The organism is Rathayibacter sp. AY2B3 (assembly GCF_002931755.1).
Taxonomy (GTDB): Bacteria; Actinomycetota; Actinomycetes; order Actinomycetales; family Microbacteriaceae; genus Rathayibacter.
This window is the reverse complement of the sequence record NZ_PSUG01000066.1, coordinates 1-16,916: the sequence shown is the minus strand read 5'-3', so window position 1 is coordinate 16,916 and position 16,916 is coordinate 1. Positions and strand designations below refer to the sequence as shown.

The window sequence follows — 16,916 nt, the reverse complement described above, 5'->3', positions numbered from 1 at the left end:
GGCTGCTCAACCCGAGCAACCTCTCCGGCTACACCAAGTCGGTCGTCACCAACTCGGTCAACGCCGGCGCTCCCTACAACACCGAGATCGGCGCCGGAGGCGACGGGCGCTCCGACGAACGCGGCGGCGACGTTGCCGGTGCCGCCCTTGTGGGCGAGCCAGGTCGAGAAGGTCAGGTCCTTCTTGCCGACGAGGCCGGCGGTGGGGATCTCGAGGTAGGGGGCGGCCGCGGCGGATCCGCCGGGGAGGCTGATGAGCCCGTTGCGGAACTGGGCTCCGGAGCCGCGCAGCGTCGCGCTGTAGCCGTTGCCGCTGGTGTCGGCGACCGTGGTGCCGGTGGGGGCGGTGTCGAACGTGTAGTGGAGGAGCGGGGTCTCGGTGGCTCCGAAGGCGGAGCTGGGGACCGTGGCGCCGAGCAGCGCCGTGGCGGCGACGGTCGCGACCGCCAGAGCGGTCCTCACCGCCGATCGTGATCGTCTCATGCAGATGGCCCTCGTGATCGTGTGCGGCGTCGAGGCACGATCCGCAGGGCCGCGGAGGTGTGCGTCTTCGCACGGGGTGTGAACGTGAACATCCTAGATCGCGGGGCCGGATCCTGACCAGACCCCGGGAGAGGTCTGCGGGCTCGTGCAGAACGCGCGCCGAGAGCGCGGTCCCTCGCCCGCCGACGCAGAGGCCCTCCTCTCCGCCGGCGTTCTGCCGGAGCCGGCCGGGTGGCACGATGTCCGCATGGCCTCCGACCGCCCCGTCCTGCTCGTCGTCGACGTCGCCGACGGCGGCCGCGAGGATCCCGAGTTCGAGATCGAGCTGCAGCTGCTGACCGCGAGCGTCGTCTCGGCCGCCACCGCAGCGGGCTTCGTGGTCGACCGCGTCCCGGCCGAGCAGGCCGGCGCCGCCGAGCTCGAGCGCCGGCTCGCCGCCGCCGACGCCGTCGTGGTCACCGGAGGGGAGGACGTCGACCCGTCCCTCTACGGCGGCCGGCCCGACGACCCGCACCGCGGCCAGTCCTTCCCCGCGGCCGACCGCGCTCAGATCGCGCTGGTCCGCCGGGCCGTCGAGACGCGGACCCCGCTGGTCGGGATCTGCCGCGGGATGCAGCTGGTCAACGTCGCCCTCGGCGGCGACCTCGTGCAGCACCTGCCCGGCGCGGGTCACGTCGGCCGGTCGGTCCCCGGCGAGCACCTGTCCGGGATGGTCGACCACCGCGTGACCCTCGAGCCGGGCAGCGCCCTCGCCGGCATCCTCGGCGCCGCCGAGCTCGACGTCCGCAGCTCCCACCACCAGGCCGTCGACCGCCCGGGCGAGGGCCTCGTCGTGGTCGGCCGCGCCGACGACGGCACCGTCGAGGCCCTCGAGCACGAGTCCGCGCCGCTCTGGTGCGTGCAGTGGCACCCGGAGGACGCGGGCTCGCACGGCACCGTGCTCACCGACCTGCTCGAGGCGGCGCTCGCCGCGACCCGCTGACGTCGCAGTCCGACTGGACCGGCCCCGGGCCGAGGCGGGCCTCAGGAGGGCAGGTCGGGAGCCGGGTAGCCGTCCCAGCCGCCGTCGATGCCGCCCTCGCTGGACTCGGCGGCGATGCGGCGGCGGATGTACGCGCCGAGGTAGGGGAGCGAGAACTGCACGTGCCCATGGCCGGCGGGATGCACGTAACCGGAGTCGATGAGGCGCTTCTTGTAGACCTGCACGTAGGCGTCGGATACACCCATTCGACGCACGATGTCGGCGACCTTGCTCCGATCCTCGTCCTCGGCCATCGCGCTCAGGAATTTCTGGTCGACATCCGAGAGGTCCCCGTATACGCGACTGATGACCCGGCTCTCGACGGCGCGGATGGCTCGATCATGTGCGACGGTGGCATCGGCGAGCGTGATCGAGGGGGCGGTGCTGTCGTTCCGCCAGGCGTAGTCGCCCGCCAGCTGGACGAGATAGGGATAGCCCTGCGAGAGGGAGACGAGGGTGCGCAGCGCATCCTCGTCTATGCCGCGCCCGCCCAGGCCCGCGGTCTCGACGAAGACGCGCTGCGTCTCGGAGGCGGAGAGGCGCTCGAACTGCACCTCGCGGGAGCGTCGGAGGAAGGTGGTGTGCTCGGCCGCGAGGAGGGCGTCGAGACTGACCTTCACTCCGGCGAAGACGATCATGATCGGGGCGCCGTCCTCGAGGGCGTGCGAGACCTGCAGGGCGAAGGAGCTGAGCTCGCGCAGGCGGACCTTGCCGGAGGAGACCTCGTCGATGGTGATGAGTATGCCGCCGCTGCCGGCGAGCGCCGAGGACAGGGCGACGAGGTCCGTCCGGAGTTGCGGCTTGACCGTCCGCTGGCGATCGACGTACTGGACCTCGGCGCTGAACTGCCAGACGCCCAGCTTGGTGAGCCTCGCGCGGGTGGCGGGAGCCATCCCGTTGATGAGAGTGGGGATGGCGGAGTCCATGATCCGTCCGGTGAGGCCTGCGCTGGCGTCATCGCTGATGACCAGCCAGCCTGCGCCACGAGCCGCGTCCTGCAGCGTGGTGAGGAAGGAGGTCTTTCCCGCTCCGCGGAGCCCGGAGACGAGGACCGAGTGGTTCTCGCCGAAGTCGAGGGTCTCGAACACCGACTGGAGTTCGCGGAGCTCTTCCCCGTGGCCGCCGAAGACGGCAGGCTTCTTCCCGTACCCGGGTGTGAAGGGGCTGGGTGCGCTGTCGGTCATGAAGGCCTCCGAATCGTATTCATTTTATTCTATTCGGCGCCGCGCGGTCCCGCGGGCATCGGCCGAGACGGCTTCGCGACCGCTACTTGATCGACCCGCGCATCACTCCGCTGACCACCCAGCGCTGGGCGAAGAGGTACACGATCAGCAGCGGCGCCATCGCCATCAGGTAGGACGCGAAGGCGACGGTGTAGTTCGTGTTGAACTGCCCCTGGAAGACGTACTCGGCCAGCGGCAGGGTGCGCGCGGACGGGTCCGAGAGCACCACGAGCGGCAGGATGAAGTCGTTCCACGCCCACACGCAGGTCAGGATCCCGACGGTCGCGTTCATCGGGCCGAGCAGCGGGAAGATCACCTGCCAGTAGGTCCGCCAGGTCGAGGCGCCGTCGGTGCGCGCCGCCTCCTCGAGCTCGATGGGGATCGAGCGGATGAAGGCCGTGTAGATGAACGTGTTGATCGAGAGGCCGAACACGGCGTAGAGCAGGATCAGCCCGGCCTGGTTGTCCAGGCCCAGCAGGGCCGTTTCCTTCACGACCGGCAGCATGATGATCGGGAAGGGCACGAAGACGGCGGCGAGCAGGTAGAAGTAGACGCCCTTGAAGAACGGCCTGTGCATGTTCCGGGCGACCGCGTAGGCGACCATCGAGTTCGAGAACAGCGTGAGCACGACGGCTCCGACGGTGATCAGCGCGGTGTTCACGAAGGCCTGCGGGAAGCGGGTCGCCGTCCACGCCTCGGCGAAGTTGCCCCACGAGATCGAGGTCGGCAGCTCGAACCCGGTGCCGCCGAGCTGATCGGGCGTCTTCAGGGCGGTCACGACGGCGAAGTAGAGCGGCAGGAGGATCGTCAGGGAGCAGACCGCGATGAGCGCGGTCGCCCACCAGTTGATCCGGTACGTGTCGCGGGAGGGCCGGGGCCGCCCCTCGGGCTCGCCGAGGGCGATGGCGGTCGTGGGAGTGATGGTCGATGTCATCAGAACGACGCCTCTCTGCGGCTGAGGACTCGGAACTGGATCAGCGAGACCACGATGATGATGAGGAAGTAGAGGACGGCGTTGGCCGTCTGGTAGGCGTACTCGCCGCCCTGGAAGCCGCCGCGGTAGATCAGCAGCGTGATCGACTCCGTCGAGGTGCCGGGGCCGCCGTTGGTGAGGGCGATGATGTGGTCGAACACCTGGAGGAAGTTCTTCATCGAGATCACCATGTTGATCGTGAAGAAGGAGGCGATCAGCGGGAACGTGATCGAGGTGAACTGCCGCCACCTCCCCGCTCCGTCGAGCGAGGTCGCCTCGTAGAGCTCGCCCGGGATGGTCTGGAGTCCGGCGAGGTAGATGATGATCGAGAAGGCCGAGGCCTGCCAGACCGCCAGCACCACGATCGCCACCCACGCCCAGTCGGCGTTCGCGAGGATGTTCTCGCCGATCACCGGGATCGCGCCGAGGATCTGCGGCAGCGAGTTCGCGAAGAGGTACTGGAACACGTAGCCGATGACCAGGGTCGAGAGCACGTAGGGGATGAAGTAGATCCCGCGGAACGCCGTCTGGAACTTGATCCGCGCGTTGAGGGCGACGGCGATGGCGAGCGAGATCACGTTCACGAGCACGGTCGCCACGATCGCGAAGCCGAAGGTGAACCCGTAGGCCTTCCAGACGCGGTCGTCCTGGAGGAGCGCGAGGTAGTTCGAGGCGCCGATCAGGTCCCAGGAGCCGTAGCCCGCGTAATCCGTGAAGCTGAAGAATATTCCGGTGAGGACCGGGACCGTGTGGAGCACGAAGAAGAGCAGGACGGCGGGGACCGTCATCCAGTAGAAGGTCTTCGAGGTGCGGCCGATGGTGCGCTTGCGGCGCGCGGGCGGCGGAGGAGTGGTCGCCACCGCCTGCGCGGCGGCCGTCGTGGTCGTGGTCATGGGGTCACTTCCTGGTCGTGCGTGCCGCGACTTTGCGCCACTCACTGTCGAGGGTCCGGAGCGCCGCGTCGGCGTCCCCGCTGGCGAGGAACGCCTGGAGCGTGGGGTTGAGCGGGATGCTCGCGGGGATCTGGTGGTCGACGAAGCCGATCAGCCGTCCCTGCTCGAAGTAGGGCTGCAGCTCGGCCAGCGTGGGGTCCGAGTTGGGTGCGGCGCCGACCAGCGGCGAGAAGGCGGCCTGGCTCGCGACGTACGGCTCGACGACTCCGGGGGTCAGCAGGAAGTCGACGAAGCGGCGGGCCGCGTCGAGCTTCGGGGTGCCGCGGCCGATGGCGACGGCCACGTCGACGCCCGAGGTGACCCGCGTGTCCGCCGGGTCGTCGAGCACCGGGTAGGGGAAGACGCCGAGGTCGATGTCCGGGTTGTTCGTGCGCACCGGGTTGATCGCCCAGATTCCCTGGGGGTACATGGCCGCCTCGCCCGCGGCGAAGGCCTGGTTGCCGTCGTCGTAGCCGCGGCCGAACGAGCCCTCCTGCGTGTACGAGAAGAGCTGCCCGAGCCGCTCCATCGTCGTGGCGTAGTCCTTCGTGAACGAGACGGGGGAGTCGGGGCCGAGTGCCGCTCCCTCCTCGCGCATCGCGTCGAAGAAGCCGTCCGGCTGCAGCTGCCCGCCGAGCGCGTTGAAGGCGGGGGCGCCGGTCCAGTTGTCGAGCAGGGCTCCGTAGAAGGGAGTGATCCCGGAGGCCGTGAGCGTCTCGCAGACGGCGATCAGCTCGTCCCAGGTGGTCGGCACCTCGATCCCGTTCTCGGCGAAGATCGTGCGGTTGTAGAGGATCCCGTCCGCGTTGTTCGCGAAGGCGAGGGCGTTCACCTCCTTCCCCTCGAAGCTGCCGAGGGCGGCGAGGATGTCGAGCGCCGCCGGGTTCACCCGCTCGACGAGCTCGTCGCCGGTGAAGTCGTGGAACACCCCGGCCTTCGCGAGGTCGGCGTAGTAGCCGCTGCCGTTCAGGGTCAGCACGTCCGGCACCTTGTCCTTGACGAGCAGGGTGCGGATGGCCGTGTCGGGGTCGGGCACGTTGTTGGCGATGACCCGGATGTCCGGATTGGCCGCCTCGAACTCGCGGATGATCCGCGCGAAGTCCTCCACCGCCTCCGCCTTGAACTGGAAGAAGTCGAGCGTGGTCACTCCGTCGCCGGCGCCGGGGGAGGCGCAGGAGGCGAGGGCGGCGGCGGACGCCGCGGCGAGCGGCACCGAGAGGAACAGCCGCCGGGAGAACCCGGGGGGATGCGGATGAGCGGACATGCAGCGCCTCCTTGCGCGTGGGGACAGGTCTCAGGGCGCGCTCGACCGCGGAGGGCGGTGCGAGAGCAGGTGCGGCGGCCGGGGAGCGGGGAGGGCTCCGGAGCCGGGCGGGCGGGTCAGAGGGCGGTGAGCACGAGCACGACGAGCTGCTCCGGATCGAGGACCGGGGCCTGCAGCCCGACGGTGCCCAGCACGCGGCCGCGCAGCGCGGTCCCGTGCTCGGCCCAGCCGAGCGGCGACTGCCCGGGGCCGCCGAGCGGCGAGGTGACCGGGGCGAGCGTCACGGAGTAGGTGCGCTCCGGGTCCAGGCCCGGGAGCGTGATCCGGCCGGGCGGGTAGGTCTCGCCGGTGCGCAGCTGGGCGAAGGTGAAGAGAGCGGCGGAGCGGTCGGCGGCGACGACTCCGGAGAGGGAGGCGGCGTCGTCGGCGAGGTCGGCGCGTACGACCGTCCCGGTGTGCAGCAGTGCCCGGTGCTCGCGGTGGAAGGCGACCCAGGCGGTCAGCTCCTCCTCGACGGCGGGGGCGAGATCCGAGACGTCCCACTCGATGCCGAGGTGGCCGGGCAGCGCGGTGCCGGCGCGGAAGGCGAGCGAGTGGGTGCGCTGCGTCGAGTGCGACCGCGCCCCTCCGATGTGCTGCCCCATCAGCTCGGGCGGCACCACCAGCTGGGTGAAGGGCTGGATGGTCTGCCGCTCGAGCGGGTCGATGCAGTCGCTCGTCCAGATGCGGTCGGTGCGGGCGAGGATGCCGAGGTCGACGCGGGCGCCACCGGAGGCGCACGACTCGATCTCGACGCCGGGGTGCCGGGAGCGCAGCTCGTCGAGCAGGCGGTAGAGCGCGAGCACGTTCTCGTGGACGGCGGAGCGGCCGGTCGCGGGCGAGACCGCCTCGATCACGTCGCGGTTGTGGTCCCACTTGAGGTACGCGATCGGGTACTCGGTCAGCAGCGCGTCGAGGGCGCCGAGCACGTGCTCGAACGCACCGCGCTGCGAGAGGTCGAGCACCTGCTGCTGCCGCCCCGAGGCCGGGAGGTGGCCGGCCGGGCCGAGGATCCACTCCGGGTGCGCGCGGGCCAGGTCGGAGTCGGGGCTGATCATCTCGGGCTCGACCCAGAGGCCGAACTGCATGCCCAGGCGGGTGACGACGTCTGTCAGCGGAGTGAGGCCCTCCGGCCAGACGGCGGGGTCGACCGTCCAGTCGCCGAGCGCGGCGGTGTCGTCGCGGCGGCCGAGGAACCAGCCGTCGTCGAGTACGAAGCGCTCGACTCCGATCCGGGCGGCCCGCTCGGCGAGGGCGGTGAGGCGCGCGAGGTCGTGGTCGAAGTAGACGGCCTCCCAGGTGTTGAGGGTGACGGGCCGCGGAGCGACGGGGTGCTGCGGGCGGGCGCGGAGCGACGCGTGGAACCGGGCCTGCAGAGCGCTGAGCCCGTCGCCCCAGGAGCCGTACGCGACCGGGGTCTCGTAGCTCTCGCCCTGCGCGAGTTCGATCTCGGCGGGCCGCAGCAGCTCGCCGGCCGCGAGGAGCGAGACGCCCTCGACGGTGCGCTCGGCACGGAGCGAGGTGTCGCCGCTCCAGCCCAGGTGGACGCCGTGCACGAGCCCGCGCTCCCAGCCGAAGCCGGGCGTGCCCGCGGCGAGGAGGAGGGTCGCGTCGGCGCCGGGGCGGCCGCGGCGGGTGCGGCGGGTGTGCTCGCCGATGGTCAGCGGGCGGCGCTGGGGGTGGCGCTCGCGGAGGTGGTGGCCGGTGGTGTCGAGGATCTCGCGCGCGGTCGCGGGGAGGGGGAAGCCGAGCTCGAAGCGCTCGAGGCGGAAGGGGCGGGCGTCGAGGTTCTCGACCCGGGCGCGCTGGGTGAGCAGGCCGGCCGCGTCGACCTCGAGGTCCACGGTCAGGCGCACGCCCGCACCGGAGGCGACGGTCCGGAGGGCGGAGCCGAGCGCCTCGATGCTCTCGACCTCGAACCGCTCCGACGCGGCCGCGCGCTCGTGGGTGCCCTCGAAGGTGGGGGCGTGCTGCCAGCCGTCGGCCTCGACGGCGACGAGCCCGAACGGCGCGAAGGCGTCGAGTCCGCCCGAGACGCGCTGGGGGAGGGCGGCGTCGGCGAGAGCGGATAGTTCGGCGGCGGAAAGATCTCCGAGCGCGGCGCCCCAGTGCACGATCGTGGGGAAGGTGACGAGGCGGGCGTCGACGATGACGCTGGTGCCCCCGTCCTGCAGGTGGAAGAGGCGCGATTCCTGGCCGGAGAGGGTCGCGGAGTCGTTCGTGGGGGCGATGCTGCGGTGCATGGCTTATTTCTAGAGCAGAAGTAATAGGGGTGTCAAGAGCGACGCAGGTGGCCGGATCCGTTCCAGGAGCGGCGCGGTGCCGGTAGCTTTCTACCAGGCCGGAAAGAAGGAGCCCCCGTGACCGACACCATCGTCGCTGAGGACGCCTCCGGGAGCTCGTCGGAGCTCCTGGCGCGCGAGGTCCTGATCCACGGTCCCGTCTCGCGGGCCGAGCTCGGCCGCCGCCTCGGCCTCTCGCCCGCCAGCCTGACCCGGCTCGCGCGCCCGTTCCTCGACGGCGGCCTGGTCGTCGAGGGCCCCGAGCAGAGCACCGGAGTCGGCCGCCCCGCCCGCCCGCTCGACATCCGCGCCGACGCGCTGAGCTTCGCGGGCGTGAAGATCACCGGTACCGAGGTCCTCGCCGTCCGCACCGACCTGCGCGCGCGGACCGAGCGGGAGCTGGTCCGCCCGCTGCCGAGCACGGAGCCCGCCGACGTGATCGCCGCGATCGTCTCGGTCGTCGACGAGCTCGGCGGCCCCTCCGCCTTCGCCGGCCTGGGCGTGACGCTCGGCGGGAGCATCGCCGCCGACGGCCGGGTGAGCCGCGCGCCGTTCCTCGGCTGGCGCGACGTCGACCTCGCCGCTCCGCTCTCGGCCGCCCTCGGGCTGCCGGTCGCCCTCGAGAACGATGTGGTCGCGCTCACGGGAGCCGAGCACTGGTTCGGGCGGGGCCGCGGCGTCCCGCACTTCGCGGTGCTCACGGTCGGCGCGGGCGTGGGCTACGGACTGGTGGTGCACGACCGGGTGGTCGCGCCCCCGGAGGCGGGGCTCGGCCTGGGCGGCCACTACCCGCTGGACCCCGCCGGGCCCGTCTGCGAGGCCGGCCACCGCGGCTGCTCGACCGCGATGCTCAGCCTGCCCTCGCTCCTCCGCCAGCTCTTCGTCGCGACCGGCCGCGAGCTGACCCTGGCCGAGGGCTTCGCCGCCGCCCGCGCGGGCGACCCCGGTGCCGAGCGCGTCCTCGCCGACTCCGCCCGCGCGCTCGGGACGATGATCGCCGCGATCGGCAACCTCTCGATGTCCGGCACGGTGATCCTGGCGGGGGAGGGCGTCGCCCTCTACACGGAGCAGGCCGCGGTGGTCGACGCGGCGATCGCGGCCACGCGCGATCCGGACGCTCCGCCCCTGGCGCTGCTTGTCGACGACGGCGGGCTCGTGGAGTGGGCGCGCGGCGCCGCGGCCGTCGCGATCCAGCGGCTGCTGCCGCGGATCGCGCTCGGGACGCTGGGGTAGCGCGGCTCCGCGTCGCGCGGGTGCTCGGGGTGCCGGGTCTCCGCGCCCAGTGGGCCGTCGGCACGCTCGCCCGGCGGATCTCAGCGCCGCGCGGAGGCTCGGGATGTCGGCCCGGCGGGTGTCCGCTCCGGGCGGGTGCCGGGACGCCGGCCTCGCGGGCTAGGCGCCGAGCGCCGAGCCGGGCAGGTCGCGCTGCAGGCCGTCGACGATCCGGCCGAACGCCGCGATCGCCTGGTCGTCGCCGAGACGGCCGGAGTCGACTCCTCCGGCGATGCGCAGGACCTCTGCCCGGCGCTCCGCCCGCTCCACCGCGTCGAGCCCGGAGGCCCCGATCGCTGCGGATGCGCGCACTCGCATCCACCGCGTCGAGCCCGGAGGCCCCGATCGCTGCGGATGCGCGCACTCGCGCGACGATCGTGCCGACGTGCCATCTGCCGCGTGCATCTGTCTCCTCCTGAAGTCCCCGCCCTTCTTCGGAGCGGACGCACACCCGAATGGGTGCGCGTCCCCCGTCCTCACCCCCGTCGCTCCGGCGATGCGTCACGAACGGTCGTCATCCGGCCGCCGTGGCGACCGTTCGTGACGCATCGACCGAGCTGAGGGGGCGGAGCGCCCGCTCGCGGAGAGGGGGCCGGGGCGCCAGACTGACGGCGAGCGGAGGGAGGCACGATGCGACGCCTCCGCGCCCTCGCCGCCGCGCTGCTCCTCCTGCCCGCCCTCGCGGCCTGCGCGCCGGCAGGCGCGACAGGCGCCCCGAGCGGCACCGCGGCGGCCACCGCGGCTGCGGCCACCGCGGCTGCGGCCACCGCGGCTGCGGCCACCGCGGCTGCGACCACCGCCACCCCGGCTCAGGCCGCCCCCGACCCGGCCCGCTCCTCCGCCCCGTCCGCCCCGGCCCCCGGGGTCACCGTCTCCGTCCAGCAGAACCGCTCCGACATCGCCGGCGGCACCATGGCCTTCGAGGTGCACAACGGGAGCGGCTCCCCGATCGAGGTCACCGCGGCCCGCCTCGCCGACCCGCGCCTCGCCGCCCCGCTCACGTGGACCGGCGGCACGGGCGTCCCCGACGGGACCTCGCGCGACCTCCGCGTCGACGTGCCCGAGCCCGCCTGCCCGGCCGCGGAGCCGCCCGCCGCGCTCGAGGTCGTCCTCGCGATCGACGGCCACGGCGAGCACGCCTACCCCGCCGACGACCCGTTCTCGTTCGTCGACGCGCTCGTCCGCTCCGGCTGCTTCGCCCGCACAGTCGACGCCGACCTCGCCCTGCGGATCGACACGTCCGGAGGCGCGGCGCACGAGCCCGCGCGCCTCACGATCACCGCCGACGTCCGCGGCACCCCGATCGTGCTCCGCAGCGTGGACGCCACGATCCTCCTGCAGCCGCCCGACGCCGCCGACGCCTGGATCCTCGACCGCTCCGTGCCCGCCGGGACCGTCGACTCCGTGGTCCTGGACGCCGTCCCCACCCGCTGCGACATCCACGCGCTCGCCGAGGACAAGGTCGGCACGCGCCTGCCGGTCACCGTCGAGACCGCGGGCCGGCAGGGCACCGTCGTCGTCGCCGCGACCCCCGAGCAGAAGGGCGAGCTCTACGCGTTCATCACCGCGTACTGCTCGTCCTGAGCAGGGGTGGCGGGCGGTCCGGGGACGCGGACGTCGGCGCCGCGGACGCGTCTCGCCGTCCACCTCGGCCGTCACTCGCCGCCGCTCGCCCGCATCGGCAGGTTGCGCCGTCGGCCGCGCCGAGCCGGTCCCGCCTGCCGTGGGACGAGCCCGGCCTGCCCCGCCCGGCTCGGCTCGGCTCAGCCCGCTCGACTCAGCTCAGCCCGGTTCAGCGCCCCGCTCCGCTGTGCGCGCCCCAGCCGCGCCCGTCCCCCTTCACGCCGGCGCCGTGCTCAGCGCCTGCAGCCCCGTCACCCGCAGCAGGTCGAGCCGAGCCTCGTCCTCACTGCCGGGCGCCACCGTGTAGACGACGATCCGCAGGTCGGTGCCCGGAGCCGTGAGCACATCGCAGTCGACCGTGATCGGTCCGACCGGCGTCCGCGTCACCGTCTTCCGGCTCGCGCGGTGCTCGGCGATGCGCGCCTCCGCCCAGCGCCGCTCGAACTCGGGCGACTCCTCGCGCAGCCGGGCGACGAGGGAGGCGAGCACCGGATCGCGCGGGTAGCGCCCGGTCGCCGCGCGCAGGTCGGCCGCGAGGTCGCTTGCGAAGTCCTCCTCGTGCTGCGCGTCGAACTCGGTGCCCGCGTGGCCGGAGGTGAAGTGCCGCCAGACGAGGTTCCGCTCCAGCCCGGTGAACACCGAGGGGTCGCCGTTGAGGGCGGCCCAGAGCGGGTTCCACAGCAGGATGTCGTGGGCCGCCGTGAACACCGCGAGCGGCACGTCGCCCAGGCGGTCGACGATCCGCTGCACGCCCGGGCTCACGTGCTGCGGCACGACTCCCGGCGAGGGGACGGCGGCACCGGCGACCCGGTAGAGGTGGTCGCGCTCGCTGTCCGTGAGCCGGAGCGTCACGGCGAGCGAGCGGAGCATCGACGGCGACGGGTTCCGCGCGCGTCCCTGCTCGAGCCGCACCAGGTAGTCGACGCTCACGCCCGAGAGAGCCGCCAGCTCCTCGCGGCGCAGGCCCGTAGCGCGGCGGCCCGACCCCGCGGGCAGGCCGACGTCGGCGGGACGGATGCGGTCGCGCCACGAGCGCAGCACCGTCGCGAACTCCTCCATGCCGCCCATCCTCCTCCGCCCTCCGTCGCCGAGCCAGGTACTGCCGGTCCCCCCGTCGAGCGCGGCCTGGTCGAGGCTCGACGACCCGCGCAGGATGGGCGCATGACCACGACACTCATCACCGGAGCGAACCGCTCCCTCGGCCTCGAGACCGCCCGCCGACTCCTCGAGGCGGGCCACACCGTCTACGCCGGCATGCGGGACACCGCCGACGGCGACGCCGCCCGCGCGCTCGGCGCCCACCCCGTCCGCCTCGACGTCACCGATCAGGCGAGCGTCGACTCCGCGATCGCCTCCCTGCCCGGACTCGACGTGCTCGTCAACAACGCCGGCGTGCTCGGCACCTCGTTCGGGGTCGACGACCTCACCCCGGAGGCGATGGCGGGCGTCCTCGAGACGAACGTCGTCGGCATCGTCCGCGTCACGCAGGCCGCGCTCCCGCTGCTGCGGGCCTCCGCGGCCCCGGTCGTCGTGAACGTGGCGTCCGGAGTCGGCTGGCCGCGCTGGCTGAGCACCGAGGGCCACGACGAGTTCCCCGTCACCGCGATCCCGTACGCGGCGTCGAAGGCGGCGGTCGTCGCGCTCACCGTGCAGTACGCGAAGAACCTGCCGGCGATGCGGATCAACGCGAGCGACCCCGGCTACACCGCGACCGACTTCAACGGCCACGGCGGGCACCAGACCGTCACCGAGGGCACGGACGCGACCGTCGCACTCGCCCTGCTCGGCTCCGACGGCCCGTCGGGGGAGTTCCACGACCGGCGCGGGCGCATCGAGTACTGACATCCGAGACGCGGTGAGGTCCCCGAACCCGCCCTCGGCGCACCGGCCAGCACATGGTGATGAGGTGTCCTGTCTGCGCGGTCACCGGTCCTCGGTGCTGGGCTGTGAGTGACGGCCGGAGCCGGGACGCTGCCCACCGCGTGACAGAGGGCCGGATGAACCGCCGGCCCGACGGTGCGTGCTCGCTCCGGTGCGCCTACCGACTCACCGCGTCTCCTGTCAGCTCTGCAGCTCGACCCCCCAGTTCGTCCGCTGGACGTCGGCGTCGAGCCCGCGCAGCTCCCGCGCCACGGCGTCGGCCTGCTCGCGCAGTTCCCGCACCGGCAGCGCGGGCAGGCGGCGCAGCTCGCTGCGGAGCTGGCGGTAGCCGCGCTCGCCGGCGGCAGCGTCGGCTGCGCGGGTCAGGAGGCTGTGCCGCGCGCGCAGGGCCTCGCGGCGGGCGAGCGCCGCGGTCAGCACCTCTCCCGTGGGAGTGGTCGCCGTCGCGTTGGTGAGGTTGATCGCCGTGACCAGCCGCTCGAGCTCGCCCAGTGCGCGCGTGCAGTCGGCGAGCAGCTCGGCCGGGTCCTCTGTCGGCTCCTCTCCCTCCTGGTAGGAGGCGTTCGCGACGATCCGCGACTGGAGGGCCTCGATCCGCTTCTGCAGGTCGGCCCGCTCGAGGAGTGCTTCGGCGAGAGTCATGCGACCAGGCAAGCACACATCCGCGCGACCCGCGCCCCTAGGCTGCGACCGTGCCGCTGCAGAACCATCCCGGAGACGTCGAGTTCCCCGTCCGCCCCCGGCTGCGCTACGCGCGGGCGGCCGATGCGCACCGGCGCGGGCAGGGCGCCGGACGCCGAGCCCTCCTGGTGACCGCCTTCGCCGCTCCCGTGGGCCTGGTCGGCTTCGCGTGGGGGCTCGCGCTCGGCGGCGGAGAGAGCGTCGTCGCGCTCACGGCGTTCGCCTTCGCTCTGGCCTTCGGGCTGCTCGCCGCCACGGTGGGCTTCCAGCAGTGGGATGCGCGCGCGCCGCGTCGCGAGCAGCTCGCGTACCTCGGCGCGGCCGGCTCGCCGACCCCGTCCCTCCGCCAGCAGCAGCTGCTCGCGCTCGACGCGGTCAGCGACTTCTCGTTCGCCGGCTGGAACTCGTCGCTCGCGTTCCAGCCCTCGTGGGCGGAGCTCCCGGAGGAGCTGCGGCACCGCTACGCCGACGGAGCGAAGGGAGCGCCGTGGCAGCAGCTGCCGCTGCATCCGCTCGTCGAGCACCGGGTCGCGCTCGACCGCGACTTCCGCATCGCCTCGGCCGACGACGTCGAGCTGCTGGTCGCCGACGTGCTCACCCGCGGGCCGCTCTCGACCCGCTTCGCCGAGGTCTCGGCCTCCGCCGACGCCGAGCGGATGCGCTCCCGCGTCGCCGCGCTCACCGGCGGCAGCGAGTTCCACCTCCTCGAGCTGGCCCAGGCGGTCGACGGGCGCCCGCCGCTGCTCCTGCTCGCGGGCGACGCCGAGCGCACGATCGGCGCGATCCGCTACGCCTACGTCGCCGGCTACCTCCCCGCGGCGCGCGCCTGGGAGCTGCTGGCCGCGGTCGGCGACCGCGTCTTCGAGCGCTACTCCGGCTGGGACGCCTACTGGGCCGACGCGGCCCTCGCGATCGCCTTCCGCACGGACTCCCTCGGGGCGGTGCAGCACCACCACCGCCTGCGCGCGGAGCTGGCGGCCTCGGGCTGGCCGTCGGCGTCGGTGCCGTACCCGGGCTGAGCGCGGGACGGCTGCGGCGGGTGGAGCCTCCGAGCCGATGCGTCCGGACCGGAGGCGTACGCCCGCGCGGCGACCGCCGGCCGACGACCGGGCTCCCGAGGGCGCTGCGGCGCCCGCGTCAGCCCAGCTGCGAGGTGGGCACCGCCTCGAGGTGGAGCAGGTCGCGGCGCAGGCGCTGCGAACGGACGTAGCTGCTCAGCACGTGCTCGGGCGAGGGCGGGGAGTCGCTCCCGCCGAGGAGGGCGCGCGCGGTCGTGAGGCGTGCGCGGCGGATCTCGTCGAACACCGTGGTGCCGTTCCGCGCGAAGGTGCGCTGCAGCGTCCGCTTCGGGACCCCGAGGCGCTCGCAGATCTCCTGCACCGAGAGGCGGGGGTCGGTGGACATCGCCGAGATCAGGGCGAGGGCGCGCGTGTAGACGTCCTCGCTGCTCTCGCGCGGCAGCGAGGTCGCCAGCACGGCGCCCGCGAGCTGCTCGACGGCCGCCCGCACCAGGGGGAAGGCGGGGGAGTCGGCGTCGAGGGTGGAGCCGAAGGTCGCGTTGACGGTCGAGAGCAGGATGCCGCGGCTGGCCGCGTCGGCCTCGGTGACGACGGCGCCGCGGTCGGCCGAGTCGACCAGTCCCAGCAGCGGGCGGTCGAGGGCGATCTCGGTGCGGGCGCTCGGGGTGTCGGTCACGATCGTGAACGGGGAGTCGCAGTGGAGGAAGGCGATGTCGCCCGGCTCGACGCGGACCTCGAGCGCCGCCGGGTCGTCCGGCTGGATCACGAGCACGCCCTCGAGCGGGATGATCAGGCGCACGCCCGGGCCGATGGCGGAGGCGCGGTGCAGGCGGGCCGGCGAGTGCCAGATCCGGAGGGCCTCGACGCCGTCGCTGCAGAGGGTGTCGGCCACGATGCGGAACGCGCCGTTCGCGCGGACGTCGACACCGCTCCGCGCCAGCCACGCGGCCGCCGCGGTGTCCCGGCGGGACACCCCGCGATCGACGATCGGTCGGCTGCCTTCTGCGATTCCCCTCACGGCGGAGTCCTTTCCTCTGGCGCGTCCTCCGTGCGACGCGATCCCTCTACCCTGGCCGACCCGGGCCCTTGGTGAGAAGTCTTCATGCGATCGCATCCGTCGCTCACCTCCACCGCAAGGTGTCGGATCCCGCCATCGGGGGACGGAACCGGACCTCCGGTGTGCGCCTCGGATCGACGTGGACCTCGAGCGCGGCGACGTCGGTGAAGGGCCGGTCGTCGCTCGTGCGGCCCCGCAGCACGATGGAGTGGCGGAGCGTCCGGGGCGCCCGCAGCGGCGCGATCGTGTAGTGCGCGACGGCCACGAATCCCGCTCCCGATGCGACCCGCTCGGTCCGGCCGACGACGGTGACGGGAGCCTCGTCGTAGTCGAGCTCGACCCCCGAGCCGTCGGTGAAGGAGCCGCAGAACAGGGCGAGGTCGTGCAGGGCGTCGGTGCCGGAGTTGTGGAACTGCATCCAGAAGGTGATCACGGCCACCGAGCCGCGGGCGGGCGCGAGACGCACCGCGCTGCCGTGGAGGACGAGGTGCGGGGGCGCGTCCAGCGCGGGAGCTCCGAGCATCAGCCGCGCCGCCTGACGCCCGCCTCCGGTGCGGTCGCGGGTTCCGCTGCGCGTCCCGCCAGCTGCAGGAGGCCGCAGGCGGCGACCACTCCGACGAGGGCGGCCGCCCAGCTCAGGTCCTGCTGGTCGAACCCCCGGAGGTGCGCCGGGACGCCCGCGAATCCGAGGATCCCCTGGGCCGCGGCGACGGTGGCGAAGGCGAGCAGCGCGGCCGTGGCGGCGACCGCGGCCGGGGTGGGCGGGTCGCCCTCCGGGTCCTGGGCGAAGCGGCGGACGGCGCGCGCGAGGGCGAGTGCGCAGAGGGCCGCGGCGACGAGGGCGGCCGCCGTGTAGGCCGGGCCGGCGGCGAGCAGGAGGAGGGCGCCGACGACGATCCGCAGGCCGGCGGGGAGGGCTCCCCGGGCGTTCCACCCGCGCGTGCCCGGGCCTCCGCCGAGGGCCGCGGCGAGGGCGCGGGACTCCGCGAGGCGCCTCCGCACGCCGTGGGGGCCGGCGGCGCGGAGCAGGGCGGTCGCGCCCGAGGCGAGCAGCGCGACGCCGACGAGCAGCGGGAAGACAAGGGCGGCGGCGGGCAGGGCGGGGGCGCACGGCGATCAGCTCGCCGTGGTCGCGGACGCCGGGGGCGCTGCGGCGGAGGGAGTGGG

The 16,916-nt window shown here is 73.7% G+C and carries 17 protein-coding genes; 5 read left to right on the top strand and 12 right to left on the bottom strand.

The window, feature by feature from the left end; translation table 11 throughout:
- On the bottom strand, positions 1 to 482 hold a 482-nt coding region (locus C5C24_RS16445; RefSeq protein WP_219812891.1), incomplete at its 3' end, for a hypothetical protein.
- A 247-nt stretch (positions 483 to 729) separates the two neighbouring features.
- Between C5C24_RS16445 and C5C24_RS16440 the strand changes: the two genes are divergently transcribed.
- Positions 730 to 1,464, top strand: coding sequence for a gamma-glutamyl-gamma-aminobutyrate hydrolase family protein (locus tag C5C24_RS16440; protein ID WP_104305484.1), 735 nt, complete (start codon positions 730 to 732; stop codon positions 1,462 to 1,464).
- Positions 1,465 to 1,505: 41 nt separating this feature from the next.
- Here C5C24_RS16440 and C5C24_RS16435 read toward each other — a convergent pair whose 3' ends face one another.
- The 5 genes from C5C24_RS16435 to C5C24_RS16415 form a co-directional block, all read right to left on the bottom strand.
- Positions 1,506 to 2,687: an ATP-binding protein gene (locus C5C24_RS16435; RefSeq protein WP_104305483.1), complete on the bottom strand. Its 1,182-nt coding sequence runs from the start codon at positions 2,685 to 2,687 to the stop codon at positions 1,506 to 1,508.
- Positions 2,688 to 2,769: 82 nt separating this feature from the next.
- Positions 2,770 to 3,660 carry a carbohydrate ABC transporter permease gene (locus tag C5C24_RS16430; RefSeq protein WP_104305482.1) on the bottom strand — a complete coding sequence of 297 codons (891 nt, stop codon included), beginning with the start codon at positions 3,658 to 3,660 and terminating at the stop codon, positions 2,770 to 2,772.
- Positions 3,660 to 4,592 carry a carbohydrate ABC transporter permease gene (locus C5C24_RS16425; protein WP_104225874.1) on the bottom strand — a complete coding sequence of 311 codons (933 nt, stop codon included), beginning with the start codon at positions 4,590 to 4,592 and terminating at the stop codon, positions 3,660 to 3,662. The genes C5C24_RS16430 and C5C24_RS16425 overlap by 1 nt, the downstream gene beginning before the upstream one ends.
- Positions 4,593 to 4,596: 4 nt before the next feature.
- Positions 4,597 to 5,895, bottom strand: coding sequence for an ABC transporter substrate-binding protein (locus C5C24_RS16420; protein ID WP_104305481.1), 1,299 nt, complete (start codon positions 5,893 to 5,895; stop codon positions 4,597 to 4,599).
- A 116-nt stretch (positions 5,896 to 6,011) separates the two neighbouring features.
- Positions 6,012 to 8,177, bottom strand: coding sequence for an alpha-galactosidase (locus C5C24_RS16415; protein ID WP_104305480.1), 2,166 nt, complete (start codon positions 8,175 to 8,177; stop codon positions 6,012 to 6,014).
- A gap of 117 nt (positions 8,178 to 8,294) precedes the next feature.
- Between C5C24_RS16415 and C5C24_RS16410 the strand changes: the two genes are divergently transcribed.
- Positions 8,295 to 9,449 (top strand): ROK family transcriptional regulator, encoded by a 1,155-nt coding sequence (locus C5C24_RS16410; RefSeq protein WP_104281571.1) that lies wholly within the window; start codon positions 8,295 to 8,297, stop codon positions 9,447 to 9,449.
- A gap of 159 nt (positions 9,450 to 9,608) precedes the next feature.
- On the opposite strand, the gene C5C24_RS16405 is transcribed toward C5C24_RS16410, so the two are convergent.
- Positions 9,609 to 9,800, bottom strand: coding sequence for a hypothetical protein (locus C5C24_RS16405; protein WP_104275741.1), 192 nt, complete (start codon positions 9,798 to 9,800; stop codon positions 9,609 to 9,611).
- A 318-nt stretch (positions 9,801 to 10,118) separates the two neighbouring features.
- On the opposite strand from C5C24_RS16405, the gene C5C24_RS16400 reads away from it, so the two are divergent.
- Positions 10,119 to 11,072 carry a hypothetical protein gene (locus C5C24_RS16400; RefSeq protein WP_104305479.1) on the top strand — a complete coding sequence of 318 codons (954 nt, stop codon included), beginning with the start codon at positions 10,119 to 10,121 and terminating at the stop codon, positions 11,070 to 11,072.
- A 255-nt stretch (positions 11,073 to 11,327) separates the two neighbouring features.
- On the opposite strand, the gene C5C24_RS16395 is transcribed toward C5C24_RS16400, so the two are convergent.
- On the bottom strand, positions 11,328 to 12,170 hold the full coding sequence (locus C5C24_RS16395) for a helix-turn-helix transcriptional regulator (protein WP_104305478.1): 843 nt from the start codon (positions 12,168 to 12,170) through the stop codon (positions 11,328 to 11,330).
- Between the two features lie 102 nt (positions 12,171 to 12,272).
- On the opposite strand from C5C24_RS16395, the gene C5C24_RS16390 reads away from it, so the two are divergent.
- Positions 12,273 to 12,953 (top strand): SDR family NAD(P)-dependent oxidoreductase, encoded by a 681-nt coding sequence (locus C5C24_RS16390; protein ID WP_104305477.1) that lies wholly within the window; start codon positions 12,273 to 12,275, stop codon positions 12,951 to 12,953.
- A gap of 219 nt (positions 12,954 to 13,172) precedes the next feature.
- On the opposite strand, the gene C5C24_RS16385 is transcribed toward C5C24_RS16390, so the two are convergent.
- Positions 13,173 to 13,634, bottom strand: coding sequence for a DIP1984 family protein (locus tag C5C24_RS16385; RefSeq protein WP_104224023.1), 462 nt, complete (start codon positions 13,632 to 13,634; stop codon positions 13,173 to 13,175).
- Positions 13,635 to 13,684: 50 nt separating this feature from the next.
- Here C5C24_RS16385 and C5C24_RS16380 point away from each other — a divergent pair, with 50 nt between their 5' ends.
- Complete coding sequence (locus C5C24_RS16380) at positions 13,685 to 14,692, top strand: DUF1266 domain-containing protein (protein WP_104305476.1); 1,008 nt, start codon at positions 13,685 to 13,687, stop codon at positions 14,690 to 14,692.
- Positions 14,693 to 14,810: 118 nt separating this feature from the next.
- On the opposite strand, the gene C5C24_RS16375 is transcribed toward C5C24_RS16380, so the two are convergent.
- The 3 genes from C5C24_RS16375 to C5C24_RS16365 form a co-directional block, all read right to left on the bottom strand.
- The gene (locus tag C5C24_RS16375) at positions 14,811 to 15,710 is read right to left on the bottom strand and encodes a hypothetical protein (protein WP_181135563.1); all 900 of its coding nucleotides are present in this window, start codon (positions 15,708 to 15,710) and stop codon (positions 14,811 to 14,813) included.
- A gap of 103 nt (positions 15,711 to 15,813) precedes the next feature.
- A complete protein-coding gene (locus C5C24_RS16370) occupies positions 15,814 to 16,272 on the bottom strand; it encodes a hypothetical protein (protein ID WP_104281569.1) in 459 nt (152 codons plus the stop codon).
- The gene (locus tag C5C24_RS16365) at positions 16,272 to 16,751 is read right to left on the bottom strand and encodes a hypothetical protein (RefSeq protein ID WP_104305474.1); all 480 of its coding nucleotides are present in this window, start codon (positions 16,749 to 16,751) and stop codon (positions 16,272 to 16,274) included. The genes C5C24_RS16370 and C5C24_RS16365 overlap by 1 nt, the downstream gene beginning before the upstream one ends.
- Positions 16,752 to 16,916 lie beyond the last annotated feature (165 nt).

Coding starts and splice junctions, on each gene's coding strand:
- C5C24_RS16440 (WP_104305484.1), top strand. CDS start 730: ATGGCCTCCGACCGCCCCGTCCTGCTCGTCGTCGACGTCGCCGACGGC.
- C5C24_RS16395 (WP_104305478.1), bottom strand. CDS start 12,170: ATGGAGGAGTTCGCGACGGTGCTGCGCTCGTGGCGCGACCGCATCCGT.
- C5C24_RS16370 (WP_104281569.1), bottom strand. CDS start 16,272: ATGCTCGGAGCTCCCGCGCTGGACGCGCCCCCGCACCTCGTCCTCCAC.
- C5C24_RS16390 (WP_104305477.1), top strand. CDS start 12,273: ATGACCACGACACTCATCACCGGAGCGAACCGCTCCCTCGGCCTCGAG.
- C5C24_RS16400 (WP_104305479.1), top strand. CDS start 10,119: ATGCGACGCCTCCGCGCCCTCGCCGCCGCGCTGCTCCTCCTGCCCGCC.
- C5C24_RS16425 (WP_104225874.1), bottom strand. CDS start 4,592: ATGACCACGACCACGACGGCCGCCGCGCAGGCGGTGGCGACCACTCCT.
- C5C24_RS16420 (WP_104305481.1), bottom strand. CDS start 5,895: ATGTCCGCTCATCCGCATCCCCCCGGGTTCTCCCGGCGGCTGTTCCTC.
- C5C24_RS16415 (WP_104305480.1), bottom strand. CDS start 8,177: ATGCACCGCAGCATCGCCCCCACGAACGACTCCGCGACCCTCTCCGGC.
- C5C24_RS16385 (WP_104224023.1), bottom strand. CDS start 13,634: ATGACTCTCGCCGAAGCACTCCTCGAGCGGGCCGACCTGCAGAAGCGG.
- C5C24_RS16435 (WP_104305483.1), bottom strand. CDS start 2,687: ATGACCGACAGCGCACCCAGCCCCTTCACACCCGGGTACGGGAAGAAG.
- C5C24_RS16430 (WP_104305482.1), bottom strand. CDS start 3,660: ATGACATCGACCATCACTCCCACGACCGCCATCGCCCTCGGCGAGCCC.